The sequence below is a fragment of the Desulfococcus multivorans genome (assembly GCF_001854245.1).
GTDB classification, from domain to species: domain Bacteria; phylum Desulfobacterota; class Desulfobacteria; order Desulfobacterales; family Desulfococcaceae; genus Desulfococcus; species Desulfococcus multivorans.
This window is the reverse complement of the sequence record NZ_CP015381.1, coordinates 882702-900195: the sequence shown is the minus strand read 5'-3', so window position 1 is coordinate 900195 and position 17494 is coordinate 882702. Positions and strand designations below refer to the sequence as shown.

Sequence of the window (17494 nt, the reverse complement as noted above, 5' to 3'; positions counted from 1 at the left end):
GATAAATTTCCATGCCTTCAAGCGGATGAGCGGTTATACGGCCGAAGAAGTGAACAGATGCTGTCGTGTCGGAGAGGACCATGATGACGAAACGGAAAAAAACAGAACCGTGCGGGCCCATGAAGATCGGCCTGTTTGTCAAACCGCAGCGTGAGGCCGTCCAGAAGGCGGATGAATTCGAACGTTGGCTCGCAACCCGAGGGATTACCGTCGTACGTAAGGAAGGCGTCCCATCCAACCGCAAAATGCCTTTGGATTCAATGGATTTCGCTCCGCGTGATCTCTTCTGTGTCTTCGTTCTGGGTGGCGACGGCACCTTTTTGAGTGCGGCCCGATGGATTGGAGATTTTCCCATCCCCGTCATCGGGGTCAAGTTTGGAGAAGTGGGTTTCCTGGCGGAAACCGTTGAGGGAGCCCTCTTCTCGGCGGCAGAGGCCATCCTCAAAAAAGAATTCACCACCATGCCCAGAATGCGTCTTCTTGTAAGGGTTCTCCGCGACGGTGAAGAGATCGTTCGAGAGCCGGTCTTGAACGACATTGTCATCAACAAGGGCGCCTTGGCCCGACTGGCCCGCATCAAGACATCCATCAACGACCGATATCTGACGACCTTCAGGGCGGACGGGCTCATCGTCTCCACACCCACGGGTTCGACCGGATATTCTCTGGCCGCGGGGGGGCCCATCATCCACCCCACGGTGCCGGGAATCGTCATCACCCCCATATGCCCTTTCACCTTGACCAACCGTCCGATCATCGTCCCCGATTCCGTCTGTATCGAACTCAAGCTGGACAAAAGCGCCTCGGACATCATGCTGACCTTCGACGGGCAGGCGGGCCTGGAAATCACGGAAAAGGATACCATCATTGTCCGGAAAGGATGCCAACCCATACACATGATCACCCTTCCCGATCGACATTATTTCGAAGTTCTCAAAACAAAACTCCGTTGGAGTGGTGAGAGAATCTGACAGCGTCGCCGGATCATGGCGGCGGCATACCATCTTATGCGGGAGATGACGACGGACGACGCCTGAAACCACAGCACCTGAATAAACGGTCATGAGGGATAGCACGCAACATGAGACACCCTTACAAAAAACGGTTCATGTGCACCAAATGCGGTTACACCGGCATACCGTCTCCAGGCAATCTGTGCCCCCGTTGCGGAAAACGTCCCGGATGGTTTTCCTTCTCCAGGGCATTGGGCATCGCTGGTCTGATGTCTATCCTGCTTCTGGCCGGCGCCTTGATATCCATACAATGCTTTAATCCCCGCATCGCCGCCGAACTCGCCGGTGCGACGGACTCCTTACCGACACGGTTCCATGTGGGTATCGACGTATCCGCGAGCATGAACCAGGACACCCTCGAAAAACTCAAGGACGTCCTTTTGACGCGACTCGAGCGCTTTAACAGGCGGAAGACGATCTCCTGCCGGATTTCGACCTTCGGAAATCCCGGATGCGGTCCGGCATCAATATCGACAGTGGTCGACCTCACCGCTTGCGGCTCCCCGGACCAGTTCGATCGCACCGTCAGACCGCAGGTGGAATCCATCACCACAGCCACGATCGCGCCCCGGATCATCACGCCGTTGACGACCCCCTTCTACTGCTTTCTTGAAACCGTCCTGAATTCGCGGATCAAGAAACGGGTCATCATCTTTTCCGATCTGATAAACGACGACAGCGACTGTCCGCAGCAATACGTTTTTCCCGAAGCCGCCGTTGAACGATTCGGCGTCGACAGCAGCGGCGAGATCATCTTCCTTTATACGAGCCCCCGAATTGGAGACGATCCCGAACTCAACCGCAGATTGTTGATCCTTCAAAAAACCTTTATCGACCGAATGAACGCCCTGGCCTTGGCAGGCAAGGCCAGGATCTTCTTCCGTCGTATTCCCGACGACCCCTTGAAAAGCCTCGGGTTCATTCGAAATGAATTGCAAAGCGCCCTGCCGGTCACTTTTGTGGATCATATCCGCGACCGATTTTCCAGAATGCTCTCCGCCGTATTCACGGCACTGACGTCTGACCGGCCGGCTGTCCATACAAAGCATTGATCTCATCAATCTGGCTGTTGAGGGTCCAGTAGTCATAGACATACCCAACCAGGAAAAGCCCGCCGGTAAAAAAATAGAGGATTCCGGTGATCCATTTTCTCATGTAAAAGCGGTGGATCCCCAGAACACCGAAAAAGGTCAGCAGAATCCACCCGATGTTGTAGTCCAGGAAACCCTCTCGAAAACGGAGGTCCGCCTCCCGATCCATCGCCGGAATCAGAAAAAGGTCAATGATCCATCCGATGAAGAGCAGCCCCAGGGTAAAGAAGTAGATTGTTCCAGAAACCGGTTTGCCGTAATAAAATCGGTGCGACCCGGTGAAACCGAATATCCAGAGAATATAGCCGATGGTTTTGCTGTGGGTGTCGTTCCTTTCCGCCATAGCGTCGCTCCTTTGGTCGATACATGAAAAAGGCGCGCAGGAAATCAGCGATCCCGCGCGCCTCGATACTCATCACAACAGTCTGAAATTAAACAGAGGGCGATCGCCCCGATTTCAATTCTTCTTCTGGTGACACTCTCCGCACATAACCGGACCGAGCTTCTGATCCTCGTGGCATCCCTTGCAATTGAGATGATAGGCCCGCATCAGATCCATTTTGGTTTGTCCCTCGGCCATGTGGCAATCGGAGCATTCCAAGCTCTCGGTGGATTCTCCCTCCACCTTGACACCATCCTCGTCAAAGCTGTGATGACATTCCGTACAGTCCTCGATGGCGGCTTTCTCGTTATGTTCGTCATGGTTGAACGTCACTGCGGAACGCATCCGCACCCCGAAAGCACTGTCCCGAACGCTGGTGATCTCCCACTGCTCCCGGGAGAAGCCGGAGACGGCCGCAATTGCGGAAACGATAAACGCGACAACGATATATGCTGCCAGAGCCTTCTTATTCATTTGGCACACTCCTCTTTGTCTGGTTCCGGTTGAGCATCGCCCCGTTCCGGGGCCAGGCCCTGCCTATTCCGGTTTCTCCATGATTTCATAAATGATGTCTCCCAGGAATTTCAGCTCGAGGCCCAGGTGATAGTGATGGATGATATCCTCGAGACCCCCGTGGCAATTGTGGCAGGGGGCGATACAGACCTCGACGCCCTTTTTCTTTACGGCGGAGAGTTGATCGGCCTTGACCCGGTTGCTGACCACCCGTTTATCCCGGAAAGGAGGACCGCAGTTGATCACGCCGCCTCCGGCGCAACAGCAGTAGTTGTGCTCGCGGTTCGGCGTCATTTCGATGAAAGTGGCGCAGGTTTTGTTCACCACGTATCGGGCCATCTCATGGAGACCGCGGCCCCGAATGACGTTGCATGGATCATGGAGCGTCACCGGTTTGTCGAATTTATGTTTGATCTTGATCCGGTCGGCCTTAAAAAGCTCGTAATAGAACTCGAGGGCGTGGACCATCTCCACCGGCGGCATTTTCCATCCCAGTGCCCGGTTGCCCATGTCATAGACAGACCGGAAGGCATGGCCGCACTCGCCCATGACGATTCTCTTGACCTTGAGACGCATGGCGGTTTCGAAATGCTCCTTCTTGAGGCGGGCCATCATTTCGTTGTCCCCGGTGTACATGGCCATGTCGCTGTTATCCCATCCCGGGGTCGCGGGCATTGTCCAGTCGACACCGGCTGCATTCATGATCACCGCCGCCTGGTAAATGAGCTGAGCCCGGAACTTGGGCTCAGGACCGATCACCGAATACATGACATCGGCCCCTTCCTTTTCCAGGGGGATTCTCAGGTTTTCCACCTCTTCACCGGCCTCTTCCTCCTGCCAGAACAAGGTGTCGATCCACTCGTCCTCTTTGACCCACATCTGGTTCATGGTGGCGGAATGGCTGTGGGCCGTGTCCTGGATGTACTGAGGCGTAACGCCCAGTTTATGGCAGATACGCCGCATGATCAGCATCATATAGGCGACGTCTATACCGAAAGGGCAGTACATGGCACACCGCCGGCAGAGGTTGCACTCCGTATAGCAGAGTTCGGCGGCCCGGCGAATGAAGGCCGGACTGACCTTACCTTTCTTTTCCACGATCTCCCAAAGCGTCTGTTTGACCTTGGCCGCCGGCGCGAAAATTGGATTTTTGTCGTTGGACAGATAATAATGGCATGCCTCGGAACACAGCCCGCAGTGAACGCAGGTGTCCACATAAACCTTAAGTCGGGCACCAGTCTCATTATCGATCACGTCATTGACAACCGTCTCGATCTTCTCGGGCGTCAGTCGGGCCACGCCCTCATCCAGGCCGATGTCCTTGATATTTTTCACTTCGATTTTGGATGCAGGTTCACCCATTCTCTTGCTCCCTTATCGTTGAGGGTAAAAATCAAAAATTCGTTACCAATCCTTCGCATGGCGCACTGCGCCGAACTCGGATCCGATGTATCCCCTCGTGAAAACGGCGTAGAGCATGTGACTCAGGCGGGTAAAGGGGATGGCGGCCAACACGAACTCGCCCGACAGCATGTGAAGGATGAACATCATTCGATATCCCGGCCATTGGTGATAGGCCCAGAATCCGGTGAAAAACGGCATCACTACCATCAGAAGGAGCAGATAATCGGATGTCGATGTCAGGTATTTGACATCCGGGCGAAGTATCCGCCTGCCGGCGAAATAAAAGCATGCGCCGATCACGATGAGGGTCATCACATCCGCCATGCCGTCGGGGATATACCACCAGTTGATATCGAAAACCTCTTTCCACAGAAGGGCATGGGCGCACAGAAACAGCGGCACCGCAATAAGGGAAATATGGAAAGCGAAGGTCACCAGGGTCATGATTGGATTTTTCCGCCAGTTCACTGTGGCGAAAGGGATGCTCCAATGAGCGATTGATCGGAGTGCGAAGCCCGTATCCCAATATTCATAAACGGCTGAATCCTTTTTCTTGGCAAGTCTTGCCATGGTCACGATCTTGTAGATACTTCCCCCGATAAACACGATAAAGGCAAGCCACGCCAGCGGACCGCTGACAAAATTATACAGCGTATGCATCGTCTCTCTCCTTATCAACCGATAATTTCAGTTACCGGCAGCACCCGGCGGACGTAAACCGCCTTGTCCCCGCTACCCTCGATCGCCCGAATCAATATCTTTTCGCCGTCAGGACTGAAAATTGGATTCCAGAGATTTTTGAACTGGGTTTTCATCGGTTTCCCGTTCAAAGCGATCGTATACTGACCGTTTTTTTCGATCTTGGCCGCCACATGCTGGTCATCGGGGCTGAACACCGGCGCCCACGCCATGTCGCATTTGATATCCCATGGGGTCCCATCCACGGCGACTGTACAGAGGTTGCTGTCCTTCCCGACGCAGCCCACTCGCTTCCCGGAGGGCGATATGACGAGATCCGTCACCAGATCGCCAAAGGTCGTCTTCCAGGGAGTGCCGTCCACTGCAACCGTCCAGCGGCCGTATTTCGGGGCGACAATGGCGGCAATGCTCATTCCGTTGGTGCTGTAGGCATGATGCCAGAGCTGGGCAAACCGCTGATGCCACAGGACCTGACCGTCGCGGGCCAACGTCCACCCCTCCGGTGTCTTGACCGGTGCGGTGACCGAACCGTCGGCCGGCGAAAAGGCCGCTTTCCAAACCGTAGGATAGGACACCGGCCACGGTTCGCCGTCCACCACGATGGTGTAGTCATAAAGGTTTGTCCTGACCTGAGCAGCCACCCGCTTGTTGTCGGCACTGAAAACCGGCTCATAGACATTGACAAAATTCATGTCCCAAGCCTCACCGTTCACCGCTATCGTGTAACATCCTTTCTGAAATGTAAAGATGTCACCCTCTGAAAACCTGACGGTCTGCACCACCGCCGCGGCCTTGGTGCCGTCGTCGCTCCCGGAGAGTTGCGTCATGTAGGGAAAGGTCTCTTCCCAGGGAGTGTCGTTGATGAGAACGGAATACTCGCCGTCGGCCTGGGTCATGATGATCATGCTCTTGCCGTCCCGACCGAAAATCGTGTTCCAGGCAAAGTCATATCGATTTTCCCAGGCTTCCCCGTCAACCGCCAGGGTCCACTCGCCGCCGTCCGAAACCAGCCCTGTCAAACGGTTGTCCGGCGAATATCTGAGAAACCAGAGTTTGTCGAAGGTGTTTTCCCAGGCGACCCCGTTTTCGCAGGCACTGAACTCCATATCCTCCGTCTTGATGACAGCGGCTATTTTTTCACCGTCCGGACTGGCATACGGCTCCTCCACATACCCGAACTCGGCTTTCCACTGGGCGATATCCGCGATCTGCCGCTTGCCGACGCTCCAGTCCCAGCTGTTTGAATCTGTCATGTCCCTTTCTCCTTTTAAGATGTTGCCTAAATCCTTTCCCATGTGACAGGTGATCGTCCGCCATTGGGGAATATACACCTCAAAAAATCGGCGCATAGTACGCCTTATCGCCTATCGAAATCCCGGAAAAGGCCGAAACGATTCCCGGCGCTTATAATTTCAACCATCTTTTCAATATGATGCATATTTTTATCATAGAAATCGGCATCGCCTCTTTATGAAGGTATAGATCTATACCGTAAAGTTTTTTTTGTAAAGTATTATGTCATGATACCCTATTTAGCAAAATAAAACAGTGTATTTCATTGGTAGGGAGAACGCTGTATTTCGGAGATCAGGATATCCGATAGGCGTCATCGCCTCCTCATACCGGGCAATGGTATGGAAAACGCCCCGAACATCCGCAGAAATGCACAGCGGCCACCCGGGGTAAGAGGCAAGGCAGCCGCCTGACCGATTCCGGCACGCCGTTGACGGAGATGAGGGAAGTACGGCTCCCTACTGCGTAACTGTCAATAATAATACCATATGGTGCTGTATAGACGAGCGTCTTCCCCCGCCTTCTTCAGCCGTTCGAGATAATCGTATATGGAGACGTCCGTATAGACATAGGTGTCCACAAGGGACAGCTTTTTCTCCCAGGGGTGAAATTCATAGACCCTTCGGCCGTCGGGCAGGATCGAGATGATATCGTGATGCTGTCCCGCACGAAGGTAATTCTTTCCCAGCTTGGGGACATTGAATACGATCTCGTCCGTCCTCACAGTGCCGGGCATCAGCCGAGCCTCCTCGTGCTGTTCCTGAAGCAGGCGCGCAATGGGAACCCGGTAATCATCGGTTTCTTCCTTGCCTTTGGCGTTGAAGGTGTAGTAGGGCGTAACGCCGATGAGGCGAAGCCGGTGGCGAATGGCGGCGGCTTCGAACCTTCTCGAGTTGTGAAACGTGAAGACCATCTGGTTGTAAACCCCCATGCCGGCGCGTCGAAATTTCTGGACCGCGGCCATGGATTGGGGGGTAATCTCGTATTGGTGTTCAAAATGGGTCATGATAACCACTTCCCGCTTTCCGGGAACATGGAACCGTCTGACGGCGTCGACCAGTGAATCGGTAATCCGCTGAGGCAGGGTCACGAGCATGCGGGTGCCGATGCGAATCCGATCCACGTGAGAAATTCGGGAAAGCCTCCCCAGGAGTTTCTCGATCCTGTCGTTTGCGAGCAGGAGCGGATCGCCGCCGGTCACAAGGACCTCTTTCACCCCCGGGGTGCCTTCAATCCATTCCAGGGCGGCGTCAAGCCGCTTCTGTCCCAACATGGCCGAACGGGAATAGACGTCTTCGATCTCCCAGTTCCGCTGACAGTAAACGCAGATCTGCGGACAGGTCATCACCGGCTTCAGGATAACGATATGGGGATAGCGCCGGGTGATGCCGTCGATGGGCGACGTGTCCTGTTCGAGCATGAAGTCCATGGAACACCCCTTGTTCGCCTTGTTCTCCTTCATCCGCTCCACATAATGGAGCGGCGGGATCACTTGGGCCCGAACGGCGTAATCCGCCTTCCGGTCCGGATTCGGATCCATGAGCGCGAGATAGTATGGGGTAATACCGAACGGAATGCGGTGTTGCCGCGCCATTTCGACCGCCTGAAACTCCTCGGGTGTCAAGGTCACCAGTTCAGACAAGGTCTTGGCGTCCCGGATGATATGGCTCGTATGCCATTTCCATTTCTCCCAATCGGCATCCGCAGCACCGAAGTACTTCAGAATGCGCTGTTTGTTGGCCTTCCGCTTTGCGATGGTCTCGCGATCCAGCCCAAAGGGATAACGGGCCATATATTTTTCAGCATTCGCGGCCATGCGACCGAGGTCTTTCGATCTCAGACGGGCCGCCCTTCGGCCGGAGTGTTTGAGAAAGGGTGGAACCTTTTCGCTGTATACCGCTGTTTTCCCCACGACGGCCCGTAAAAGGTGTTCAAATTCCGCATAAAATCCCGCACCGGGTTGAGGTCGGTCGCCCAGGTCCTTCCCGTGAATGAGATCATTAATATAGGTCAGCAGGCTGAAACCGGCGAGACGCTCGTTTCGCTTGGATACGATCGACCGCAGCACATTGACGGCATTTCGGGTTTGGATCCATTCCAGCGGGGGGATAGTCGGGTTGTCTTCAAAGACGGCATTGAGCGTATCCGAAAGAAAATACCGGATCAGGCGGCGTTTCTCATCGACCGCTTCATCGGTAATCAAAATCGCCTTCAATTCCGGAACCGTATCCAGGATTTTTAAAATCCGTTTTGGCGTTATCTTGTTTTCCACTGCTTAACCTCCTTTGCGACGCTTTTGTCATGCGGCAGATGAAGTGTTTTTTTGGGAAAGGTGCCAACCTCATCCGTCTTCAAAACGAATTTCAGGCGTTTCGCCAAAATTTCGCCGTTGAAGCACCCCGAGAGAACGCGTCATGTCCAGGGGCCTGAAAAGACCGGAGGCCAACGCCGTCCGATAGACCTGATAAGGCGCCTGACCTCCCTCTTCCGGACGCTCGAAAATATCGTGCATGAGCAGATATCCGCCGGGCATGATATGGTGGGACCATGCGCAGTAATCGGCGTAGACCGTCTCCAGGGCGTGACCCCCGTCGATGAAGACAAAACTGAGCGGTATGGTCCACGACCGCGCCGCCGTCAGAGAGCGGCAGACGATGGGCACCACCGTGTCTTCAAGTCCGGCCAAAGCCAGGGTCTTCCGGAAGGTCGGGAAGGTGTCGATTCTTCCCGCGTCGTGGTCATAGAGCTCGGGATCGAAATAGAGTTCCCCCGGCTGCTGCTCTTCGGAGCCGGTATGATGGTCGATGGAAAAAAGCGTCCCGCCGTTGGTTCGGCAGGCGGCGCCGATGTAGACGGCGGACTTGCCGCAGTAGCTGCCGATTTCGAGGCAGGGACCCATCTTGCTCGCCGACAAGGCGATATCGTAGAGACGCAGGCCTTCCGCCTCGTCCAGGAAACCCTTCACCCGAACGGGATCCATGAGGCTGTTTACACTCGTATGCATGACTGGTTACTTCTATTTTTCTTATAATTCAACTTTCGACTTTCATGATGGTAACCGGAAAGAGGTGCCGGGAGGATACGGCCCGGGCCCCTTCAGCGGTGAGTTTTAGTGCCGCTTAAGCGCCGCGGAGGATCAGCGGCCCGGACTGTTTGAGCGCAGCGAGTTTCCGGGCCGCCCGGAGCAAGCTTTAGCGTCCCGCCGTTGGTTCGGCAGGCGGCGCCGATGTAGACGGCGGACTTGCCGCAGTAGCTGCCGATTTCGAGGCAGGGACCCATCTTGCTCGCCGACAAGGCGATATCGTAGAGACGCAGGCCTTCCGCCTCGTCCAGGAAACCCTTCACCCGAACGGGATCCATGAGGCTGTTTACACTCGTATGCATGACTGGTTACTTCTATTTTTCTTATAATTCAACTTTCGACTTTCATGATGGTAACCGGAAAGAGGTGCCGGGAGGATACGGCCCGGGCCCCTTCAGCGGTGAGTTTTAGTGCCGCTTAAGCGCCGCGGAGGATCAGCGGCCCGGACTGTTTGAGCGCAGCGAGTTTCCGGGCCGCCCGGAGCAAGCTTTAGCGGTATGGTCCACGACCGCGCCGCCGTCAGAGAGCGGCAGACGATGGGCACCACCGTGTCTTCAAGTCCGGCCAAAGCCAGGGTCTTCCGGAAGGTCGGGAAGGTGTCGATTCTTCCCGCGTCGTGGTCGTAGAGCTCGGGATCGAAATAGAGTTCCCCCGGCTGCTGCTCTTCGGAGCCGGTATGATGGTCGATGGAAAAAAGCGTCCCGCCGTTGGTTCGGCAGGCGGCGCCGATGTAGACGGCGGACTTGCCGCAGTAGCTGCCGATTTCGAGGCAGGGACCCATCTTGCTCGCCGACAAGGCGATATCGTAGAGACGCAGGCCTTCCGCCTCGTCCAGGAAACCCTTCACCCGAACGGGATCCATGAGGCTGTTTACACTCGTATGCATGACTGGTTACTTCTATTTTTCTTATAATTCAACTTTCGACTTTCATGATGGTAACCGGAAAGAGGTGCCGGGAGGATACGGCCCGGGCCCCTTCAGCGGTGAGTTTTAGTGCCGCTTAAGCGCCGCGGAGGATCAGCGGCCCGGACTGTTTGAGCGCAGCGAGTTTCCGGGCCGCCCGGAGCAAGCTTTAGCGTCCCGCCGTTGGTTCGGCAGGCGGCGCCGATGTAGACGGCGGACTTGCCGCAGTAGCTGCCGATTTCGAGGCAGGGACCCATCTTGCTCGCCGACAAGGCGATATCGTAGAGACGCAGGCCTTCCGCCTCGTCCAGGAAACCCTTCACCCGAACGGGATCCATGAGGCTGTTTACACTCGTATGCATGACTGGTTACTTCTATTTTTCTTATAATTCAACTTTCGACTTTCATGATGGTAACCGGAAAGAGGTGCCGGGAGGATACGGCCCGGGCCCCTTCAGCGGTGAGTTTTAGTGCCGCTTAAGCGCCGCGGAGGATCAGCGGCCCGGACTGTTTGAGCGCAGCGAGTTTCCGGGCCGCCCGGAGCAAGCTTTAGACATAATGATTGACAGTTACCATCCGAGTTTCCGGAACGTCCGGATCTGCGCAACCCGCAGAGATTCATCATGGGCTCCGACGAGTTTTGGTGACCCATTCTCGCCCATGATGAATCTCTGCTGATACCCTCGGATGGAACAAATTGTCGGTCACCCAAAAAAAGACCTGCCTTCCTTGCAAACGTGGGTTATGTATAAGGTATCAAGCCGTTAACACAGAGCCACAACCAAGGAGGCAGGTCATGAACACTGTAAAATTTATCGGCATGGATGTCCACAAAAATTCCATCACCATTGCTATTGCTGAAGAGGGTTCCCGGGATGCAGCCAGACCCTTCGGCGCTATCAACAACGATCTGGAAGCCCTCGATAAATTTTGTCGTAAAATGGTTTCCACTGCAAGTGAGCTGTACTTTGTTTATGAAGCTGGTCCGTGTGGGTACGGCATCTACCACCACCTGACCGGCAAAGGATTCAACTGCATGGTGGCAGCCCCTTCAATGATTCCTAAAAGAATTGGTGACCGGATCAAAAATGACACCCGGGATGCCAAAACGCTGGCCCGTCTCCATCGTGCCGGCGAGCTGACCGCCGTTTATGTTCCGGACACCCAGGACGAGGCCATGCGTGATTTGAGCCGTGCCCGTGAAGATGCGGTCGTCGCCGGCCGTAAGGCAAAGCAACGGCTCAATGCCTTTCTACTGAGACATGGAATGAGCTATTCCGGAAAGACCAAATGGTCCAAAGCCTATTTCAACTGGCTTTCGGATATCGCCATGCCCCATCCTGCCCAGCAGATTGCTTTCCAGGAATACATCGATGCCGTGCATGAAAGCCTTGCCCGCATCGAACGGTTGACCGAGCAGATCCGGCAAATGGTATCCGATTGGCGATTGGCGCCAATTGTGGATGCCTTGCAGGCCGCCAGGGGCGTATCGCTGATTGTGGCAGTAACCATGCTCTCGGAAATAGGCGACCTCAATCGTTTTCAACATCCCGGGCAGCTGATGGCCTATCTCGGACTTGTGCCTTCGGAACACTCCAGCGGCAATCACATCAAAAGAGGCGGCATCACCAAAACCGGCAACGGTCATGCCCGCAAAGTGCTGATTGAAGCTGCATGGGCATATCGATTGCAGCCCCGGGTCAGCCGAGTATTGCTGAAACGCCAGGAGAATCTGCCTGAGCCGGTCCGACAAATCGCATGGAAAGCCCAGCTTCGCTTATGTGCCAGATACAGAAGGCTGGTGGCCAAAGGAAAAACCAAACAAGTAGTTGTCACTGCCATCGCTCGTGAACTGAGCGCCTTCCTTTGGGCAATCGCAAAACAACTTCAACCGGTGACTTGACTGAGCTGAAAATTGCTGATCCTTTAGATCTGGAGGTCAATTACCAAAAAAGAAAATCCAGTTTCCAGGCCATTAACAGAGGCGCGATCTCGGATAGGAGAATCCTCGCCGCCGCTATGGAATAAGGCGAATAGCCGAACTTCCGATTTTAGACAGAGGCAGCTCCACGACGTAGCCAAGTCATGCGGTAACCAACCCGCGAATATCAGAGAGATCAGCCGTCGTTTCAAAGATCCCGCCTCTACCAATGGCCTGGAGAGACGCTTGTAATAATCCTTTTCCCGCGGAAAAAGGAAGGTCGGTGAACTTTTTTTTCTTGACAACTGTCAATCATATCAGCGGTACTTGAACGAAACCGCGTGGGGCGCGGGCCGTATCCTCTCGGCACCGGCCTATGAAAGTCGAAAGTTGAGTTATAATTTAAAATCACGACACTGCCGGAATCGGAAACGGTCATCGATGGGATCGTTTCCGATGATTTTTACAAATCGGTTTTAAGTGATAACCTTCAGGAGATATCGTCGTAGCCCTGGACCAGGACTTCCCGGGGTTTAGCCCCGTCCGCGGGCCCTACGATGCCCTCCTTCTCCATGACTTCGATGATCCGTGCGGCGCGGTTGTAACCGATGCGCAAATGACGTTGAACCATGGAGATGGATGCCTGGCGTGTCTGTGTCACCAGGGCCACGGCATCGTCGTAACGTTCATCGTATTCGGTTTCACCGTCTCCCGCGTCCTTCTCCGCGACTTGAGCCTCGACGACGGCATCGTCGTATTCCGGAGACCGCTGGGCCTTGACGAACTCTGTAATCCTGGACAGTTCCTGTTCGGATACATAGGCACCGTGGATGCGTTTGAGTTTGGCCGTTCCCGGCGGCAGAAAAAGCATGTCGCCGTTGCCGAGAAGCGTCTCCGCGCCGTTGGCGTCCAATATGGTTCGGGAATCGGTCTTGGACGAAACCTGAAAGGTGAGCCGCGTGGGGAAATTGGCCTTGATGATGCCGGTCAGGACATCCACCGACGGCCGCTGAGTGGCAAGGATGAGATGAATCCCGGCGGCACGCGCCATCTGGGCCAATCGCATCAGGGCGACCTCCACATCACGGGAGGCCACCATCATGAGATCGGCCAGCTCGTCGATGATGACGACGATCAAGGGCAGCCTATCAGCCACGGGTCCCTCCTCCGAAAGCGCATTTCGCTCCTGATCAACCTTTTGGTTGTACTGGGTGATGTTGCGGACCTTCTTTTCCGACAGAAGCTCATATCGTCGTTCCATCTCGGAAACCGCCCAGAACAGCGCGTTCGTCGCTTTTTTAACGTCGGTTACCACCGGCGTTATCAGATGGGGAATACCGTCGTAAAGCGACAGTTCGATCCGCTTGGGGTCGACCATGATCATTTTGACCGCTTCGGGAGCGGCTTTGTAGAGGAAACTGCAGATCAGGGAGTTGAGAAAGACGCTCTTACCGGTTCCCGTAGCGCCGGCAATGAGGAGATGCGGCATCTTTTCGAGACCGGCCACCACCGTGTTTCCGACAATATCCTTGCCCAGGCAGATAGACAGATGCGAAGGGGATGATTGGAATTCGGCCGATTCAACCAATTCCTTGAGATGCACGATCTCCCGCTCGGCATTGGGAATTTCAATACCGATGACCGATTTACCGGGGATGGGCGCCACGATCCGAATACTGAACGCCTTCAAGGCCAGCGCCAGGTCGTCGGAAAGGTTGACGATCTTATTGATCTTCACGCCGGGTGCGGGTTTGTATTCAAAGGTGGTGATCACGGGCCCGGGCGTCACGTCGGTGACCTCTCCCTTGACGCCGAAATCGTTCAGTTTGCTCTCCAGCCGTCTGGCCTGTTCCTCCAGATGGGCGGTATCCACCGATGCCGACCGGCCCGATCCCTCGTCCAGAAAAGCTGTCGGCGGTATCTGAAATCCATTTCCGCCGGGCAGCGGCAGAAGCAACTGAGGCGCCGGCGTCTTATCACGTCGGGGTTCGGGGCGCCGCGCCATTGCCGGCGAGGTGATTCGCAAGCGGATCTTTCGCGGAGCCCCATCGGGAACCCCTCCATTTCCGGAAGCGGGTGTATCGACAAGGTCTTTTTCCGGCCGCAGAGGTGTCTTGGAGGAATCCTCTTCGGCCTGGTCCGCAACGATCTCGGCCCTTCGCACCTTTCGGGCCATCAGAACCGCATCGATCGTCGCGGTGATGCGGCGATATCCCGGTGTCAGAAAATCCGCCGCTTTTTTTATGAGGGCCACGATGGATATGCCCGTCAGCATGATAAAGGCAACCGCCCCTGAGAGAATCAAAATGATGCACCCGCCGACGGCACTGAAATACCGGGTGATCTGATCGCCGATGAGCTCACCGATCAGCCCCCCGGCCGATACGCCGCCTCCGCGGAGGGGGTATGTCGTCTCCCCCAGTCCCATAAGGGCACCCGTAACGACAATGAGAAGTACCCCGCCGAACACGGAAACCAGCAGTTCCTGCTCCGAAGGATTCTTGAAAATCCGGACACTGAACATGCCAAGCAGAATGGGGAACCAACCCGCTCCCGCTCCGAAAAGTCCCAGCAGCGCCCCCGCCGTATGCCCGCCGATAAGGCCGAATAGGTTTTTCGGACCCGCCGAGGTTCCTGAATTGAACATGGAGGGATCCGACGGATGATAGGACAGCAGGCTGATCAGGATGAAAACGACCAGAAAAAACAAAAAAATTCCAAGAAGCTCCTTGCGCATCTTCCGTACTTCGAATAGTGGGGTTGAAACAAAGGGCTCCCCAGGATCCTTGGGAAGCGCGCCGTCTCGACGGCGGATATCAGATTTCCAGAACAAAGGGCAGGATAAGCGGACGCCGCTTGATGGTGTAGTTAAAATATTTTCTCAGATCGCCCTTGATACGTGCCCGGATTTTCTCGATTCGATCCGGGACGTCCGGCCCAATGTCCTCGATGGCCTCCAGGATGACGCACTGGGCATCATCCACCAAATGGCCGGTTTCCGTCTCGAAGACAAACCCTCGGGAGATCACCTCCGGGCCGTACATCACAATGCCGGTTTCCTCGTCAAAGGCGAGGGTCACAGCCACGAAACCGTCTTCCGACAGTACCCGTCGTTCCTTGAGAAGACTCCGCCCCACATCGCCGATTCCTTTGCCGTCCACGAGAATGCGACCCGTTTGAATCATTGAACTGATGCGGCAACCGCCGGCATCGAACTCGATCACCTGGCCGTTCTCGGCAAGCATCACCCGGTTTTTGGGAATTCCCATCTCTTCAGCCAGCCGGGCATGGAGGACCAGGTGGCGATACTCACCGTGGATGGGAATGAAATAGCGGGGCCGGGTCAGATTGATCATCAACTTCAGTTCCTCCCGGAAGGCGTGGCCCGAAACATGGATAGCCGATATTTTTTCATAAATGACGTCGGCGCCCCGGCGGTAGAGATTGTTGATGATCTTTCCGATGGCTTTTTCATTCCCGGGTATGAACTTGGACGACAAAATCACCATGTCGCCGTATCGGATCTTGATCTGCTTGTGAATCCCGGTCGCCATTCGCGCCAAAGCCGACATGGGCTCCCCCTGGCTGCCGGTAGTGATGAGCACCACCTGGTCATCCGGGATATTGCCGATTTCGTCGATGCCGATTTCCATGCCGTCGGGAATACGGATGTAGCCCAGAGACTTGGCGATGCCGACAGTGACCTCGATGCTCCGGCCGTTGTAAACGACCTGCCGCCCGTTCTGGTGCGCAATGTCGATGATCTGCTGGATCCTGGAGATGCTCGATGCAAAAAGGGCCACGATGACACGCCCCCGACACTTGGAAATAATTCCCTTGAGCGTTTCGCCGATCTCCCGGTCGGAGATGGTGTACCCCTCCTTCTCCACATTGGTGGAATCGGAAAGAAGCGCCAGCACCCCTTCCTCACCACACCGTGCGAACTTGTTGACATCGGTGGTCATGCCGTCGATAGCGGCGTGGCTGATCTTGAAATCGCCCGTATGGACCACGAGCCCCATGGGCGTTCGGATAGCAAGGCCGATGCCGTCCACGACGCTGTGCCCCACCCGGATGAGGTCGATCTCGAATTTGCCGACGACCAATCGAAGGCCCGGCTGAACCTCCCGCAGGTCCGCCTGACCCAAAAGGCCGATCTCATCCAACTTGTGTCGGACGACACCCAGCGTAAAAGGCGTTCCATAGACCGGCACGTTGACATCTCTCATCAGATAGGAGAGCGCCCCGATATGGTCTTCATGGGCATGGGTCAGCAGGACGCCGACGACGCGGCTCTTGTTCCGTCGGATGAATTCCATGTCGGGAATCACCAGGTCAACCCCCAGCATGTAGTCCTCGGGAAACATCAGGCCCGCATCGATCACCAGGAGATCACCCTGGTACTCGACCACCATCATATTGAGACCAATCTCCCCCAATCCACCTATGGGGATAATCTTTAACATGGCGTCTTGCACCGTTATGGCTCCCTTCAAACCGAAATCCCCAGTTTTTCCAGTATGGCATCCATGGCGTCGATGATCCAATTGCGTTGAAGCGTCGTTGCGTAGGAAACACAATCACATCGCATCCGCCGAGTAGTCCGGACAAGCAGTTCGCACGACAGACGTTCCTCGTTCAGCTCAACCGCGAAATAAAACGGTTGACAGTCGGTATGTAATTTCTGGCGATCGTCGTAAATATCGGTATCCAGGGGAATCCAATACAAACCACCGACGCCCGAATCCTCGAACCGCTCATCCATATAGCGCTTGATCGTATGGTAGTCTTCAAGTCGGAGTTGATCAATGACATATTGTTTCATAATAATGATGATTATCACATTGGATCGGCTCTTGCAAGCCGATGTTCCGGACGATTTTAACGAAATCCCGCATGAATCCGGAGGCTGGAGACAAAGGGTTTGGGTTGTATGAGATACTAAAAAGTGATTATATTGAACACGTAATGGCGAAAAAATGATGACGATGAGACCCGACGGGAGAAAACGACCCCTCGTGGAAATTTTCATGTTCACCGGCTACGGCGGTGTCGGTTCGGACATCGAGGTCTCCCGGCTCGAGAAAGTGGATCTGATCGGCAACGCAGTGTCAGGTTCGGTTCTTACCGACCGAGAGGCTTCAGTATTTTCAAGGTATTGAAAGGTCGGATCCGGGGTTGAAGGATGAAAG

The 17494-nt window shown here is 55.0% G+C and carries 17 protein-coding genes; 4 read left to right on the top strand and 13 right to left on the bottom strand.

The genetic code is table 11. The annotated features are described in order from the left end of the window. Positions 1-80: 80 nt before the first annotated feature. A complete protein-coding gene (locus tag dmul_RS03800; protein WP_020876339.1) occupies positions 81-971 on the top strand; it encodes an NAD(+)/NADH kinase in 891 nt (296 codons plus the stop codon). A 110-nt stretch (positions 972-1081) separates the two neighbouring features. Continuing rightward, entirely contained in the window at positions 1082-2065 is a 984-nt protein-coding gene (locus dmul_RS03795; RefSeq protein ID WP_020876340.1) for a vWA domain-containing protein, read from the top strand. On the opposite strand, the gene dmul_RS03790 is transcribed toward dmul_RS03795, so the two are convergent. The 10 genes from dmul_RS03790 to dmul_RS21155 all read right to left on the bottom strand — a co-directional run bounded on the left by dmul_RS03790 (position 2019) and on the right by dmul_RS21155 (position 10743). After that, entirely contained in the window at positions 2019-2447 is a 429-nt protein-coding gene (locus tag dmul_RS03790; RefSeq protein WP_020876341.1) for a TM2 domain-containing protein, read from the bottom strand. The two genes, dmul_RS03795 and dmul_RS03790, sit on opposite strands and share 47 nt — an antisense overlap. Before the next feature lie 114 nt (positions 2448-2561). Next, positions 2562-2960 (bottom strand): acidic tetraheme cytochrome c3 TmcA, encoded by a 399-nt coding sequence (gene tmcA, locus dmul_RS03785; protein WP_020876342.1) that lies wholly within the window; start codon positions 2958-2960, stop codon positions 2562-2564. Between the two features lie 63 nt (positions 2961-3023). After that, complete coding sequence (gene tmcB / locus dmul_RS03780) at positions 3024-4361, bottom strand: electron transfer complex ferredoxin TmcB (RefSeq protein ID WP_020876343.1); 1338 nt, start codon at positions 4359-4361, stop codon at positions 3024-3026. Positions 4362-4403: 42 nt separating this feature from the next. After that, a complete protein-coding gene (gene tmcC / locus dmul_RS03775) occupies positions 4404-5063 on the bottom strand; it encodes a TmcC family electron transfer complex membrane anchor subunit (RefSeq protein WP_020876344.1) in 660 nt (219 codons plus the stop codon). Positions 5064-5077: 14 nt separating this feature from the next. Next, a complete protein-coding gene (gene tmcD / locus dmul_RS03770; RefSeq protein WP_020876345.1) occupies positions 5078-6355 on the bottom strand; it encodes an electron transfer complex subunit TmcD in 1278 nt (425 codons plus the stop codon). Positions 6356-6867: 512 nt separating this feature from the next. Next, on the bottom strand, positions 6868-8667 hold the full coding sequence (locus dmul_RS03765; RefSeq protein ID WP_020876346.1) for a KamA family radical SAM protein: 1800 nt from the start codon (positions 8665-8667) through the stop codon (positions 6868-6870). A gap of 69 nt (positions 8668-8736) precedes the next feature. Further along, entirely contained in the window at positions 8737-9399 is a 663-nt protein-coding gene (locus tag dmul_RS03760) for a class I SAM-dependent methyltransferase (RefSeq protein WP_236886003.1), read from the bottom strand. A 92-nt stretch (positions 9400-9491) separates the two neighbouring features. Beyond that, on the bottom strand, positions 9492-9779 hold the full coding sequence (locus dmul_RS21160; protein ID WP_070962246.1) for a class I SAM-dependent methyltransferase: 288 nt from the start codon (positions 9777-9779) through the stop codon (positions 9492-9494). 92 nt (positions 9780-9871) lie between these two features. Beyond that, positions 9872-10363 carry a class I SAM-dependent methyltransferase gene (locus dmul_RS03750; protein WP_070962248.1) on the bottom strand — a complete coding sequence of 164 codons (492 nt, stop codon included), beginning with the start codon at positions 10361-10363 and terminating at the stop codon, positions 9872-9874. 92 nt (positions 10364-10455) lie between these two features. Next, positions 10456-10743, bottom strand: coding sequence for a class I SAM-dependent methyltransferase (locus tag dmul_RS21155; protein ID WP_070962246.1), 288 nt, complete (start codon positions 10741-10743; stop codon positions 10456-10458). A gap of 434 nt (positions 10744-11177) precedes the next feature. Between dmul_RS21155 and dmul_RS03740 the strand changes: the two genes are divergently transcribed. Continuing rightward, a complete protein-coding gene (locus dmul_RS03740; protein ID WP_020878859.1) occupies positions 11178-12284 on the top strand; it encodes an IS110 family RNA-guided transposase in 1107 nt (368 codons plus the stop codon). 508 nt (positions 12285-12792) lie between these two features. Here the strand turns inward: dmul_RS03740 and dmul_RS03735 are convergent. The 3 genes from dmul_RS03735 to dmul_RS03725 form a co-directional block, all read right to left on the bottom strand. Further along, complete coding sequence (locus tag dmul_RS03735; RefSeq protein ID WP_020877354.1) at positions 12793-15039, bottom strand: DNA translocase FtsK; 2247 nt, start codon at positions 15037-15039, stop codon at positions 12793-12795. 79 nt (positions 15040-15118) lie between these two features. Further along, complete coding sequence (locus dmul_RS03730) at positions 15119-16768, bottom strand: ribonuclease J (RefSeq protein ID WP_040415428.1); 1650 nt, start codon at positions 16766-16768, stop codon at positions 15119-15121. 26 nt (positions 16769-16794) lie between these two features. After that, entirely contained in the window at positions 16795-17127 is a 333-nt protein-coding gene (locus tag dmul_RS03725) for a hypothetical protein (protein ID WP_040415431.1), read from the bottom strand. A gap of 154 nt (positions 17128-17281) precedes the next feature. On the opposite strand from dmul_RS03725, the gene dmul_RS03720 reads away from it, so the two are divergent. Beyond that, a complete protein-coding gene (locus dmul_RS03720) occupies positions 17282-17464 on the top strand; it encodes a hypothetical protein (RefSeq protein ID WP_040415400.1) in 183 nt (60 codons plus the stop codon). The last annotated feature ends 30 nt before the right edge of the window (positions 17465-17494 follow it).